General features: G+C 65.5%; 11 protein-coding genes and 1 pseudogene. 8 read left to right on the forward strand and 4 right to left on the reverse strand.

The window, feature by feature from the left end; translation table 11 throughout:
* The first annotated feature begins 22 nt into the window (after positions 1 to 22).
* From AB7535_RS38380 to AB7535_RS38395, 4 genes are read left to right on the forward strand one after another with little or no spacing between them, the layout of a single operon-like run.
* Positions 23 to 202, forward strand: a complete 180-nt coding sequence (locus AB7535_RS38380; RefSeq protein ID WP_028148078.1) for a DUF4089 domain-containing protein — start codon at positions 23 to 25, stop codon at positions 200 to 202.
* Positions 203 to 209: 7 nt separating this feature from the next.
* Complete coding sequence (locus AB7535_RS38385; protein WP_354113883.1) at positions 210 to 1,604, forward strand: AtzE family amidohydrolase; 1,395 nt, start codon at positions 210 to 212, stop codon at positions 1,602 to 1,604.
* Positions 1,605 to 1,616: 12 nt separating this feature from the next.
* Positions 1,617 to 2,009 (forward strand): oxalurate catabolism protein HpxZ, encoded by a 393-nt coding sequence (gene hpxZ / locus AB7535_RS38390; protein WP_014491241.1) that lies wholly within the window; start codon positions 1,617 to 1,619, stop codon positions 2,007 to 2,009.
* Between the two features lie 4 nt (positions 2,010 to 2,013).
* Positions 2,014 to 2,736 carry a GntR family transcriptional regulator gene (locus AB7535_RS38395; protein WP_014491242.1) on the forward strand — a complete coding sequence of 241 codons (723 nt, stop codon included), beginning with the start codon at positions 2,014 to 2,016 and terminating at the stop codon, positions 2,734 to 2,736.
* Positions 2,737 to 2,847: 111 nt separating this feature from the next.
* Here the strand turns inward: AB7535_RS38395 and atzF are convergent, their stop codons facing one another.
* Positions 2,848 to 4,653, reverse strand: a complete 1,806-nt coding sequence (gene atzF / locus AB7535_RS38400) for an allophanate hydrolase (RefSeq protein WP_354113884.1) — start codon at positions 4,651 to 4,653, stop codon at positions 2,848 to 2,850.
* Positions 4,654 to 4,857: 204 nt separating this feature from the next.
* Complete coding sequence (locus tag AB7535_RS38405) at positions 4,858 to 5,364, reverse strand: MarR family winged helix-turn-helix transcriptional regulator (RefSeq protein ID WP_166070234.1); 507 nt, start codon at positions 5,362 to 5,364, stop codon at positions 4,858 to 4,860.
* A gap of 148 nt (positions 5,365 to 5,512) precedes the next feature.
* Here AB7535_RS38405 and AB7535_RS38410 point away from each other — a divergent pair.
* Positions 5,513 to 7,361: pseudogene (locus AB7535_RS38410) on the forward strand (feruloyl-CoA synthase).
* Between the two features lie 352 nt (positions 7,362 to 7,713).
* On the opposite strand, the gene AB7535_RS38415 reads toward AB7535_RS38410, so the two are convergent.
* Positions 7,714 to 8,220 carry a MarR family winged helix-turn-helix transcriptional regulator gene (locus AB7535_RS38415; protein WP_354113886.1) on the reverse strand — a complete coding sequence of 169 codons (507 nt, stop codon included), beginning with the start codon at positions 8,218 to 8,220 and terminating at the stop codon, positions 7,714 to 7,716.
* Between the two features lie 83 nt (positions 8,221 to 8,303).
* Between AB7535_RS38415 and AB7535_RS38420 the strand changes: the two genes are divergently transcribed.
* The 3 genes from AB7535_RS38420 to AB7535_RS38430 are packed head-to-tail and all read left to right on the forward strand — an operon-like array spanning position 8,304 to position 11,111.
* Positions 8,304 to 9,512: a cytochrome P450 gene (locus tag AB7535_RS38420; protein ID WP_071909105.1), complete on the forward strand. Its 1,209-nt coding sequence runs from the start codon at positions 8,304 to 8,306 to the stop codon at positions 9,510 to 9,512.
* Between the two features lie 12 nt (positions 9,513 to 9,524).
* Complete coding sequence (locus AB7535_RS38425; RefSeq protein WP_208067634.1) at positions 9,525 to 9,848, forward strand: 2Fe-2S iron-sulfur cluster-binding protein; 324 nt, start codon at positions 9,525 to 9,527, stop codon at positions 9,846 to 9,848.
* 51 nt (positions 9,849 to 9,899) lie between these two features.
* The gene (locus AB7535_RS38430) at positions 9,900 to 11,111 is read left to right on the forward strand and encodes an ABC transporter substrate-binding protein (protein ID WP_354113887.1); all 1,212 of its coding nucleotides are present in this window, start codon (positions 9,900 to 9,902) and stop codon (positions 11,109 to 11,111) included.
* Between the two features lie 138 nt (positions 11,112 to 11,249).
* Here AB7535_RS38430 and AB7535_RS38435 read toward each other — a convergent pair whose 3' ends face one another.
* On the reverse strand, positions 11,250 to 12,512 hold the full coding sequence (locus AB7535_RS38435; RefSeq protein WP_354113888.1) for an NAD(P)/FAD-dependent oxidoreductase: 1,263 nt from the start codon (positions 12,510 to 12,512) through the stop codon (positions 11,250 to 11,252).
* Positions 12,513 to 12,669: the final 157 nt, after the last annotated feature.

Consider the following 12,669-nt stretch of genomic DNA (forward strand, 5'->3'; position numbering starts at 1 on the left):
TGAGAGATTGTTTGGGAGCGTGATGGCCGAGCCGCTGGACGACTATATCGACGCCGTATCGAAAGCGCTGGCGCTGCCCGTCGAGGAGGCTTGGAGGCCTGCGGTGCGCGCCAATCTCGAAGTCTCACTCCGGCTTGGCCGACTGGTCGACGAATTCGCGCTGCCGGACGAGACCGAGCCGGCGCCGATCTTCACGGTCTGACCCCGCCATGACCACCAAGCCAGAGATGACGGCTGCGGACATCGCCAAGGCTGTGGCCGGCGGCAAGATGTCGGCACTCGATGCCACCGAAGCAGCGCTTGCGCGCATCAAGCAGCACGATGGCGTCCTCAATTCCTTCACCGACGTCACCGCCGATCGCGCCCGTGCGAAGGCGCGTGCTGTTGATGCCGACATTGCTGCCGGCAAGGAGGTCGGCCCGCTCGCCGGTGTTCCCTTCGCGGTGAAGAACCTGTTCGACGTTGCCGGCCTTCCGACGCGGGCCGGCTCGAAGATCAACCGCGACCTCGCGCCTGCCAAGCGCGACGCCACGCTGATCGAGCGGATGGAAGCCGCAGGTGCCGTGCTCGTCGGCGCGCTCAACATGGGCGAATACGCCTACGACTTCACCGGCGAGAACGTCCATGACGGTCCCTCGCGCAATCCGCATGACACGACCCGGATGACCGGCGGCTCGTCCGGTGGCTCGGGGAGCGCCGTTGGCGGCGCGCTGGTGCCGATCGCACTCGGCTCGGACACCAATGGTTCGATCCGCGTGCCGTCCTCCTTCTGCGGCATCTTTGGTCTGAAGCCGACCTATGGCCGGCTGTCGCGGGCGCGCTCGTTCCCGTTCGTCGCGAGCCTCGATCATCTCGGCCCGTTCGCGCGCTCGGCGACCGATCTCGCGCTCGCCTATGACGCGATGCAGGGACCGGATGCGGATGATGCTGCCTGCACCACGCGCGGTCTGGAGCCGACGCTGCCGCTGCTCGCCAATCCGGTGTCGGACCTGCGCATCGCGATTGCCGGCGGGCACTTTCAGAAGAGCGTGTTTCCTGAGGCCGTCGAAGCCGTCAGCCGTATCGCCAAGGCGCTCGGCGCGACGAAGATCGTTGAGGTGCCCGAAGCCTCGCGCGCCCGAGCGGCGGCCTATGTCATCACTACCACCGAAGGCGCCTCGCTGCATCTCGATCGCCTGCGCAAGCGCCCGAACGATTTCGATCCCGCCGTGCGCGACCGGCTGATTGCCGGCGCCATGGTGCCGGCGCCGCTGGTCGACCGCGCGCAGAAATTCCGCCGCTGGTATCGCGCGCAGCTCGCCGAGATCTTCAAATCCGTCGACGTGCTGATTGCACCGGCCACGCCCTGCACCGCGCCGAAGCTTGGCCAGGTGAATTTCACGCTCGACGGCGTCGAGTTGCCGGTGCGCGCCAACATCGGCATCCACACCCAGCCGATCTCGTTCATCGGATTGCCGGTGGTCGCCGTGCCGGTACCGCTCGAGCCGCTGCCGATCGGCGTCCAGATCATCGCCGCGCCCTGGCGCGAGGACATCGCGCTGCGCGTGGCGCACGCATTGGAGAAGATGGGCGTGGTCTCCGCGCCGTCGCCAAGGGGACTTTGAGAGGGATTTAAAATGGAGATCGATCTCCCCGAGGTGATCGCGGAAGTGAAGGCCGCGTTCGAGCGCTATGAGCAGGCCCTGATCACCAACGACGTCGCCGTGCTCGGCGAGCTGTTCCGCAACGATCCCCGCACGCTGCGCTACGGCATCGGCGAGAACCTCTACGGCTATGAGGCGATCTCCGGCTTCCGCGCCGGACGTTCGCCGGTCGGCCTCAACCGCCGCACCGCGAAGACCGTGATCACCAGCTATGGCCGCGACACGGCCGTGGCCTCCACCCTGTTCTACCGCGACACGGCTCCCGGCAAGGTCGGCCGGCAGATGCAGACCTGGATTCGCTTCCCGGAGGGCTGGCGCGTCGTCGCCGCCCATGTCAGCATCATCGACGAGTCGAAAGAGACCTGATCGTATGACGCTTGACGATCTTCCGCCCGGAACATTGCCGGCCGAGCCGGTGGTGCCGCGCGTCGACCGAGCGCAGCCCAGCGTGCACAAGATCACGCGCGCCGAGGAACTGCGGCTTCAGCTCGCCGACGAGATCGTGCGCGGAACCCTGGCCCCGGGCGCGCCGCTTGATGAAACCGACATCGCGCGGCGCTTCAGCGTCTCGCGCACGCCGGTCCGCGAGGCGTTGCGCCAGCTGGTGGCGAGCGGCCTCGTCGAATCGCGTGCCCATCGCGGCGCGGTGGTGGCGCAGCCCTCGGTCGAGCGTCTCAAGAGCATGTTCGAGGCGATGGCGGAGCTCGAAGCGCTGTGCGCGGGCCTGGCCGCCGAGCGCATGTCCGCTGCCGAACGCCATGGTCTCGAAGCCATCCACGAAGAGCTGCGCGTGCTCAGCTATGCCGGCAATCCCGATCGCTTCCACGAGGTTAACGAGCGCTTCCACAACGCGATCTATGCGGGATCGCAGAACGGCTACATCGCCGAGATCACGCTGGCGACGCGCGTCCGCGTGCAACCGTTCCGCCGCGCCCAGTTCCGCAACCTCGGCCGATTGGCAAAGTCGCAAGCCGAGCACGACCGCGTCGTCGTCGCCATCATGCGCGGCGACAAGCAGGGCGCCGCCGCCGCCATGCGCGCGCATATCGAGCTGGTGCGTGGGGAATACGAGATCTACGCGGTGTCGGTTTAGAGCGGCAAATGCGGTACCGTAGGGTGGGCAAAGGCGCAAAGCGCCGTGCCCACCATCTATCCTAACTAATGCTGTTGGTGGGCACGCTACGCTTTGCCCACCCTACGGCAGCTACGCCTTCGCAGCTTCCGCCATAAACTTCCGCCAGCCGCCATACGCCGTGATGTCTCGCGCCTCGCCCAGCACCTCCGGCTCGACGAGAAACCCTTTCACGCTGCGGCCATCCGCAAGCCTGATTGTGCCGATCGCCATCGGCGCGGGAATCGCATTCACGAACTTGCCGAACGCGGATGACGACAACGACCAGATTTCAAGCTCGATCGCCGCGCCCGTGCCAGCCTCGACGCGCAACATGCCCGGCTTCGGGGGCGTGGTCTGGAGCGCATAGAGCTTGTAGTCGGGCGCTGTCCTGGTCGCTTCGATTAGCTTTCCGTTGAGCGTCTTCAATTCGCCGTTCAGCGCCATGCCGGACAGGTGAGCGCCGACCACTGCGATCGGAATCTCGTCGCTGCTGCTTGCGGCGAGCGGCGCTAGCGGGGCCTGCGCAACGCCCTTCGCTCCAACGGTCAGTTTCGTATCCGCATGGAATACACGGCCGATGCTCGCCAGCAGTGCATCGCGTCCTGCGGGCGCGAGCAGCGTGATACCGAACGGAATGCCGTCGGTGCGCATCGACGCCGGTACCGCGAGGCCACAGAGGTCGAGCAGGTTGACGAAATTGGTGTAGGTGCCGAGCCGGCTGTTGAGCTCTATCGGATTGGCCAGCACCTGGGCGGTCGTATACGCCGTCGGCGCGGTCGGCAGCACCAGCGCGTCGATATTGGCGAAGGTGCGCTCGGCGATCTTGCGCAGGCCCTGCAAACGGTAGAGCGCAGAGAAGGTTTCCGCAGCGGTCAGCCGCGCGCCGGCGACGGTGATCTCGCGCGTCACCGGATGAATCGAATCAGGCGCGGATGCCAGCAGATCCTTGATCACGAGATAACGCTCGGCGACCCACGGCCCCTCATAGAGCAGCCGCGCCGTCTCGTAGAACGGCTCGAGGTCGAACTCGACCAGCTCAGCGCCGAGCGCGGTCCAGCGCTTCAGCGCATCGCCGTAAGCGGCTTCCGCCTTCCTGTCGCCGAAGAAGATCAGTTGTCCGTTGCGCGGTACGCCGAGGCGCAAATTCGCGGGGAACGGCGTGATCGCGCCGAGCGGCCGGTCGCGCGAGAACGGGTCGGCCTGGTCTGGACCCGCCATCACGGAGAGCGCGAGGGCGGCGTCGTCGACGGTCAAAGCGAATACCGAGATGCAGTCGAGCGTGCGGCATGCCGGCACCAGGCCAGCAGTCGAGATCATGCCGAGGCTCGGCTTCAGCCCGACGATGTTGTTGAGCATCGCCGGCACCCGGCCGCTGCCGGCGGTGTCCGTGCCCAGCGACAGCGGCACGAGTCCGGCACCGACCGCGACTGCCGAGCCCGAGCTCGAGCCGCCGGGAATGAGATCCTCGCGGATCGAATTTTTGGGGATGCCATAAGGCGAACGCACGCCGACGAGGCCGGTTGCGAACTGGTCGAGATTGGTCTTGCCGATGATGATCGCGCCGGCCGCGCGCAGGCGTTCCACCGCGGTCGAATCATGCGTCGGCGTATACGAGAAGGCCGGGCAGGCCGCGGTGGTCGGAAACCCGAGCGCGTCGATATTGTCCTTCGCCGCAACCGGCACGCCGTAGAGCGGCAGGCTGGTGGCATCCCTTGCGGCAAGCTTCTCGGCTTCCGCGATCGCGTCCTTCTCGTCGCGCAGGCTGATGAAGATTGCGGGATCGTTGTGATCGCGGATGCGCTGATAGGTTCGCGCGACGGTCTGCGCAGGCGTGATCGTGCCCGCGCGATGCGCGGCCACAATCGCGGCGATCGTTTCAGGCTGCTCAGCCCCCATTTCAGCCCTCATGGTGACAAAACTCCGGCAACAGGTCTTACCCGGATTGAAGCAAGCGATGTGCCATTGTGTACACAATCCGGGCAGGCGCTATGCCTCGGATATTATCGAAGGATCAGTGGCTTGTCGGATATTTCGAGGACTGATGGGCCGTCGTGCCAGCGCCCTGATATGGGCATTTGCGTAAATGTTGGGCAGTCTCGATCAGGTGAAGCCGGCCAGGATCTGGAGCAGCCGCTCCCGGTTCTCCTTGCCGATCTTCTCCACGACATGCCGCTCATGCTCGGCGGCGAGGCGCTTGAATTTGGCAAGCGCCGTCTCCCCCGGTGCGGTGAGGTGCAGCGCATGGGAGCGGCGGTCCGCCTTCGACTTGACCCGCTTCACCAGCTTGCGCTGTTCGAGGCTGTCGAGCAGATGCACCAGCCGGGCGCGCTCGATGCCAAGACGCTTCGCCACCGCCATCTGCGACAGGCCCGGATTGGCGCCGATGACCGTCAGCACGGAATACTGCGTCGGCTTGATGTCGACCTCGCCGAGCGTCTTGATGAAGTCCTGAAAGATCCAGATCTGGAAGCGCCGCACTGCATAACCGGCGTGCCCGACCAGTGCGTCGAGGCCGATCTCGTCCGCGTCGTTCGGCCGCGCCGCGCCGTTGCCGGCACGTTTGCGTGGGGAGGGGCGGGCGTCGGCTCGGGCTGCGCTGGCTGTCACGTGATCTCTCCTGCCGTGCAACCTTAGCGCCCCGAAGGCCTCTACGGAAGATTGTTGTTGACGACAACAATTGTCGTGCCCAACAATATGGCCAAAGCGGCCCGGAACGAGGCTGTAGCCGATCCCTGATACGGGCGAGGAGGAAACCATGACAACCGCCGCACGCGGTGACGCTTCGAGCCTGTTCGCAACGCCCAAGACCGTCGCCGAGCATCGCCCCGACGGCAGCATCGTGCTGCGCTCGCCAGACCCCTTGCGCGACAGCGCGCGCTGCATCGGCGACTGGCTGGAGCAATGGGCGCGGCAGACGCCTGATGCGATCTTCCTCGCCGAGCGCGACAGCGCCGACACGCCCTGGGCCACCATGACCTACGCGGGCGCCCTGCGGCGGGTACGCGCAGCGGCGAGCTGGATTTTGGCGCAAGAGCTCAGCGCCGAGCGTCCCGTCGTCATCCTCTCCGACAACAGCATCGATCACGCGTTGCTTGCGCTGGCCGCCCAGCATGTCGGCGTCCCCTCGGCCGCGATCTCGCCGGCCTATTCGCTGATGTCGAAAGATTTCGACAAGCTCAAGAGCATGATTTCGCTGCTTCAGCCGGGCGCGATCTATGTCTCGGCGACAAAGCCGTTTGCCGCGGCGCTGGCCGCGATCGAGCCGCTGCACAAGGCGCAGATCATCAGTGGCAATGCCGGCGATGCCGATGCGCTGGCCTTCCGTGACATCGCGGCAACGCCCGAAAGCCCCGACGTCGCAAAAGCCTTCGCCGCGGTGACACCGGACACGATCGCAAAATTCCTGTTCACCTCGGGCTCGACCGGCACGCCGAAAGCCGTCATCAACACCCAGCGCATGCTGACCTCGAGCCAGCAGGCCAAGGCGCAAACTTGGACGTTCCTGGAGCAGGCTGCCAGCGATCTCGTCATTCTCGATTGGCTCCCCTGGAGCCACACGTTCGGCGCCAACCACAATTTCAATCTCGTGCTGCGCAACGGCGGGTCGCTCTATATCGACGGCGGCAAGCCCGCGCCCGGTCTCTTCGCAACGTCACTCGCCAATCTGAAAAGCGTGATGCCGACGGTCTATTTCAACGTGCCGCGCGGTTTCGACATGCTGATCGCAGCGCTGCGCGGCGACGAGGAGCTGCGCCGCCGCTTCTTCGGCGAGGTGAATCGCCTTCTATGCCGGCGCCGCGCTGCCGCAGAACCTCTGGGACGCGCTCGAACAGCTTTCGGTGGAGACTGTTGGTCGTCCGCTGCCGATGGTGTCGGCCTGGGGCTCGACCGAGACGTCACCGCTCGCGACCGATTGTCATTTTCTCGCGGAGCGCTCGGGCAATATCGGCGTGCCCATTCCCGGGACGGAACTGAAGCTCGTCACGTCCGGCGACAAGCTCGAGGTGCGGGTGCGCGGCCCCAATGTCACGCCGGGTTACTGGAAGGCGCCGAAGCTGACGAAGCAGGCTTTCGATGACGAGGGCTTCTATCTCATTGGCGATGCCGTGAAGCTTGCCGATGCGGAACGGCCTGAGCGCGGATTGTTCTTCGATGGTCGTGTTGCGGAAGACTTCAAGCTCAACTCCGGCACCTGGGTCAGTGTCGGCACGCTGCGCGTCGCCGGCATCGCGGCACTCGCGCCGCTGGCGCAGGACATCGTCGTTACCGGCCATGGCGGCGACGAGGTGCGCTTCCTGGTCTTCCCGAACATGGCTGCTTGCCGTGCCCATGCCGGCTTGCCCGAGACGGCAGGCGTGAACGATGTGCTCGCGCATGACAAGGTCAGGACTGCGATCGCGCAGGGCCTGGCGAAGCTGAAACAGCAGGGTGCCAACTCCTCGGGCCACGCCACACGCGCGCTGCTGCTCGCCGAGCCGCCATCGGTCGACGGCGGCGAGATCACCGACAAGGGTTACATCAACCAGCGCGCCGTGCTGACGCGGCGTGCCGATGCGGTGGCGCGGGTGAATGATGATGCGTCGGGTGAGTGGATCGGTCTGTAGCCACGGGCAGATCAAGTCGGAGTGAGGCCACGCTCTGTCCATATCGTCATTGCGAGCGCAGCGAAGCAATCCAGAATCTTTCCCCGGTGGGGCTCTGGATTGCTTCGCTGCGCTCGCAATGACGGGGATGGGTCGAGCAGCTCGCAAAATACGCCAGCCATTCTGCCGCAATATCCTGCATGATTCTTTTGTTGCTTAAGCAACTAATTTGTGCGAACCGTTCCAGACAAGGATGACGGCGGGGGAACCGCTGCGCCTGATCCTGGAGGAAACGATGCTCGGCAGAGAGGGTGCCGCGGGCAAATGCCGGCGTATGCCTGAAGGCGGCGATGCCGCGCGATTCACGCGCGCGTCAGGTGGTGTTGCTGCCGGTCACTGCGCCGAGATTTTCGTGCAGCCTGCGCAGCAGATCGATCAGCACCTCGCGCTCGTCCTTGCTCAGGCAGGACAGCAGCCGCCGCTCGCGCTCGAACGCCGCGACGATCACCTTGTCATGGGTGGCGCGGCCTCTGGCCGTGAGCGAGATCGAATGGGTGCGGCCATCGTTCGGGTCGGTTCGAATCGAGACCAGTCCGCGCTTCTCAAGGCCGGCAAGCGTCCGGCTCACCGGGCCCTTGTCGAAGCCAATGACGTGGCAGATCCGCGAGGCGGGAATACCGGGTTCGATCGCCAGCAGCGACATGATCCGCCATTCCGTGACGTTGACGCCAAACTCGCGCTGGTAGAACGCGGTAGCGCTGTTCGAGAGCTTGTTGGCGATGAAGGTGATGAAAGCCGGGACATAACGGTCGAGATCGAGCGTCGGCCCGGTTTCGGCGGGTGCGGGCCTTTGGCGGGCTCTGGTCGAAGACGGCGGCATATCGGTCTTTTGTCTCGCGGCGTGTCCGAAGACCTAAGGGCAAGCGCGGCCCTTTCACAAGATCAAAATGAGGGAGGACTTCAATGAGCGCACCTGGCTCCGCCGTATCAGGCGTCCCGCATCTCGACGTCGATCCCTTCGACATGAATTTTTTCGCCGACCCCTATCCCACGCACGAGCTGCTGCGGGAGGCGGGGCCGGTCGTCTATCTCGACAAGTGGAACGTCTATGGCGTCGCACGCTATGCCGAGGTCCATGCCGTGCTGAACGATCCCGCGACGTTCTGCTCCAGCCGCGGCGTCGGCCTCTCCGATTTCAAGAAGGAGACGCCGTGGCGGCCGCCGAGCCTGATCCTCGAGGCCGACCCGCCCGCGCATACGCGGACCCGCGCCGTGCTCTCAAAGGTGCTGTCGCCGACCGTGATGAAGCAGGTGCGTGACCGCTTTGCCGCGGCGGCCGAGGAGCGGGTGGACGCGCTGATCGAAAGGCGCAGCTTCGACGCGATCGCCGACCTCGCCGAGGCCTATCCGCTCTCGATCTTCCCGGATGCGCTCGGGCTGAAATCCGAGGGGCGCGAGCATCTGATTCCCTACGCGAGCGTCGTGTTCAACGCATTCGGGCCGCCCAATGAGCTGCGCCGGGAGGCGATCGCGCGTTCGACGCCCCATCAAGCCTATGTTGCCGAGCAGTGCCAGCGCGAGAACCTTGCGCCCGGCGGCTTTGGCGCCTGCATTCATGCCCAGGTCGACGAGGGCGCGATCACGGCCACCGAAGCGCCACTGCTGGTGCGCTCGCTGCTGTCGGCCGGCCTCGACACCACTGTCAACGGCATCGGCGCGGCCGTCTATTGCCTCGCGCGCTTCCCCGAGCAATGGCAGCGCCTGCGCGGCGATCTCACGCTCGCGCGTAGCGCCTTCGAGGAAGCGGTTCGTTTCGAAAGCCCGGTGCAGACCTTCTTCCGCACCACCACACGTGAGGTCGAGCTGTCAGGCGCGACGATCGGCGAAGGTGAGAAGGTGCTGATGTTCCTTGCCGCCGCCAATCGCGATCCGCGCCGCTGGGACAAGCCCGACAGCTACGACATCACGCGCCGCTCGTCCGGCCATGTCGGTTTCGGCTCCGGCATCCACATGTGCGTCGGCCAGCTCGTCGCGCGCCTCGAAGGCGAAGTGATGCTGACGGCGCTGGCGCGGCGTATCGCGAAGATCGAGATCACGGGCGAGCCGAAACGCCGCTTCAACAACACGCTGCGCGGGCTCGACAGCCTGCCGGTCACCATCACCCCGGCCTGACGAGGAGCCTTGATGCCCGCCATCACTTTCATCCATGCCGACGGCAAGTCCGATCGTGTCGAAACTTCAGGCGACGAAAGCGCCATGCAGGCCGCGACCCGCCATGGTCTCGACGGCATCCTGGCCGAGTGCGGTGGCAATGCCATGTGTGCGACCTGCCACGTCTATATCGACGCAGCCTGGCTCGCGCGCCTGCCCGCGATGGCTGATGACGAAGACGCGCTGCTCGACGGCACCGCCGCCGAGCGGCTGCCGAACAGCCGGCTGGCCTGCCAGATCATGATCACGCCCGCGCTCGACGGGCTGGTGCTGAGATTGCCGGAACGGCAGGTCTGATTCCAGAACGTGCCGGCGGCGACCGGCGCGACACACAAAGGGGAGGGAACGATGAAACACCTGAAATGGACTCTCGCGCTGGCGGCGAGCCTGATGAGCGGCGCGGCAAGCGCCGAGATCTCCGACAATGTCGTGCGCGTCGGCGTGCTCAACGACATCTCGGGCATCTTCCAGGACACCAACGGCATGGGCTCGGTCGAGGCCGCGCGGATGGCGGCCGAGGATTTCAACGGCGGCGGCAAGAACATCAAGGTCGAGATCGTCTACGCCGACCACCAGAACAAGGCGGATGTCGGCAACGCGATCGCGCGCAAATGGCTAGATGTCGAGGGTGTCGATGCCATCGTCGACGTGCCGAATTCGGCCGTCGGCCTCTCCATCAACACGGTGCTGCGCGACAGCCGCATGACCTTCCTGGCATCGTCCACGGCAAGCTCGGATCTCACCGGCAAGGCCTGCTCGCCCAATACGATCCAATGGGTCAACGATGCCTGGGCGACCGGCAACACCACCGCGGCTGCGATGATGGCGCGCGGCGGCAAGGACTGGTATTTCCTCACGGTCGACTATGCGCTCGGCAAGGGCATCGAGGCGGAGGCGCAGAAATACATCGAGGCGCATGGCGGCAAGGTGCTTGGCTCCTCAAAACATCCGCTCGGCACTTCCGATTTCGCCTCCTTCCTGTTGCAGGCGCAGGGCTCGAAAGCGCAGGTGATCGGCCTTGCGAATGCCGGCGGCGACACCATCAACGCGGTGAAGCAGGCTGCCGAGTTCGGCATCCAGCAAGGCGGGCAGAAGCTCGTCGCCTTCCTGCTCTTCATCAACGACGTCCATGGCATGGGCATCAAGGTCGCGCAGGGCCTCCAGCTCATGGAAGCGTTTTACTGGGACATGAACGACGATACCCGCGCGTTTGCAAAACGCTTCGCCGCGCGGCCCGGCATGAACGGCAAGATGCCGAGCGGCAACCAGGCCGGCGTCTATGCCTCGACGCTCGCTTATCTGAACGCGGTCGCCGCGACCGGCAGCGACAATGCGAAGGACGCCGTGCCCGAGATGAAGAAGTTCAGGGGTAAGGACAAGCTGTTCGGCGACACCACGATCCGCCAGGACGGGCGCGTCGTGCATCCCATGTTTCTGTTCGAGGTGAAGAAGCCGGAGGAGTCGAAATATCCGTACGACTATTACAAGCTGGTCTCGACGATTCCCGCGGACCAGGCGTTTAGGCCACTCGCGGAGGGCGGGTGCGAGTTGGTGAAGTAGTGCCGCGCGCGCCACTGCACCCTCTCCCCTTGTGGGAGAGGGTGGCTTCGCAAAGCGAAGCCGGGTGAGGGGTTCTCTCCTCACGAATGGTATTGCGAGTGGAGAGAACCCCTCATCCGGCGCTTCGCGCCGAAAGAGCTACGCCACCTTGCTACTCCCCTGCGTGATCAACCGCGCCGCGCGCTGGTCGCGGGCGTAGATCCAGAGCCAGCTCAGGGCGACGCTGAGGCGGTGGCGCAGCCCGATCAGGAAGTAGATGTGGGCGATGCCCCAGATCCACCATGCGATGGTGCCGCGCAGTTTGACCTTGCCGAAATCGATCACGGCGAGCCGCTTGCCGATCTGTGCGAGGCTACCGGAGTGCTTGTAGCGGAATGCACCTTTGTTCTCGCCACGCAGGCGCGCCTTGATGGTTTCGGCGACGTGCCGGCCCTGCTGCTTGGCGGCCGGAGCGATGCCGGGCACCGGCTTACCCTCCCAGGCGTTGATCACAACGGTGTCGCCGATCGCAAAGATTTCGGGATGACCGGGTATCGTCAGGTCGTCGTCGACCTCCACGCGCCCGGCGCGATCGCTTGGTGCGCCCAGCCATTCGGCGGCGGGCGAAGCGCGCACGCCGGCGGCCCAGATCCGCGTCTTTGCTTCGAGCAGCTTGCCGCCGAATACGACGCCCTCACGGTTGATCTCGGTGACGGCCTGGCCCAGCACGACCTCGACGCCGATCTTTTCCAGCGAGGCTTGCGCATAGGCCGAGAGATCATCGGGGAAGCCTGCGAGCACGCGCGGTCCGGCCTCGATCAGCACCACGCGTGCCTTGTGGGTGTCGATGTTGCGGAAGTCGGCGGGGAGCGTGTGGTGCGCCATTTCGGCGATGGTGCCGGCGAGCTCGACGCCGGTTGGGCCGGCGCCGACGATGACGAAGGTCAGCCGCGCCGCGCGTTTGGCCGGATCGGTCTCGCGCTCGGCGCGCTCGAATGCCACCAGGATGTGACGGCGTAGCGTGGTCGCGTCTTCCAGCGTCTTCAGGCCGGGGGCGAACTGCTCCCACTCGTCATGGCCGAAATAGGCATGGCGCGCGCCGGTGGCGAGCACCAGCGTGTCGTAGGGCACCTCGCTGCCGTCGTCGATCAGCACGCAGCGCCGGTCGGCGTCGACGCCACTCACCGTCGCAAACAGGGTCGTCACCTCGCGCCGGTCGCGCATCAGGTGCCGGACCGGCCAGGCGATTTCGCTGGTCGCGAGCGAGGCGGTCGCGACCTGATAGAGCAGCGGCTGGAACAGATGATGGTTGCGGCGGTCGATCAGCGTGATCTCGACCGGCGCGCCCGCAAGCCGGTAGGTCGCCTCCAGCCCGCCGAAGCCGGCTCCGACGATGACGACGCGGTGGGGATTTGCGGCCATGATAACACCCTCGAATCTCGCTGCTGCTCTCCTTCATGTAAGTGCGCATTGGGCGCCGTAGTCCAATAGCCGTCATCAATCGCGGCATAGGCTGGGCGTATCGTCATGCCCCGCGAAAAAGCGCCGCAGCCTTGGTCGAAGTGAGTAGAATTATATT

Source organism: Bradyrhizobium sp. 956_D2_N1_4, from assembly GCF_052076025.1.
Classification (GTDB): domain Bacteria; phylum Pseudomonadota; class Alphaproteobacteria; order Rhizobiales; family Xanthobacteraceae; genus Bradyrhizobium; species Bradyrhizobium barranii.

What these genes read in the sequence shown, in the direction of transcription:
- AB7535_RS38385 (WP_354113883.1), top strand. Translation starts at nt 210, where the DNA reads ATGACCACCAAGCCAGAGATGACGGCTGCGGACATCGCCAAGGCTGTG.
- AB7535_RS38435 (WP_354113888.1), bottom strand. Translation starts at nt 12,512, where the DNA reads ATGGCCGCAAATCCCCACCGCGTCGTCATCGTCGGAGCCGGCTTCGGC.
- AB7535_RS38420 (WP_071909105.1), top strand. Translation starts at nt 8,304, where the DNA reads ATGAGCGCACCTGGCTCCGCCGTATCAGGCGTCCCGCATCTCGACGTC.
- AB7535_RS38415 (WP_354113886.1), bottom strand. Translation starts at nt 8,220, where the DNA reads ATGCCGCCGTCTTCGACCAGAGCCCGCCAAAGGCCCGCACCCGCCGAA.
- AB7535_RS38395 (WP_014491242.1), top strand. Translation starts at nt 2,014, where the DNA reads ATGACGCTTGACGATCTTCCGCCCGGAACATTGCCGGCCGAGCCGGTG.
- AB7535_RS38425 (WP_208067634.1), top strand. Translation starts at nt 9,525, where the DNA reads ATGCCCGCCATCACTTTCATCCATGCCGACGGCAAGTCCGATCGTGTC.
- AB7535_RS38430 (WP_354113887.1), top strand. Translation starts at nt 9,900, where the DNA reads ATGAAACACCTGAAATGGACTCTCGCGCTGGCGGCGAGCCTGATGAGC.
- hpxZ (WP_014491241.1), top strand. Translation starts at nt 1,617, where the DNA reads ATGGAGATCGATCTCCCCGAGGTGATCGCGGAAGTGAAGGCCGCGTTC.
- atzF (WP_354113884.1), bottom strand. Translation starts at nt 4,653, where the DNA reads ATGGGGGCTGAGCAGCCTGAAACGATCGCCGCGATTGTGGCCGCGCAT.
- AB7535_RS38380 (WP_028148078.1), top strand. Translation starts at nt 23, where the DNA reads ATGGCCGAGCCGCTGGACGACTATATCGACGCCGTATCGAAAGCGCTG.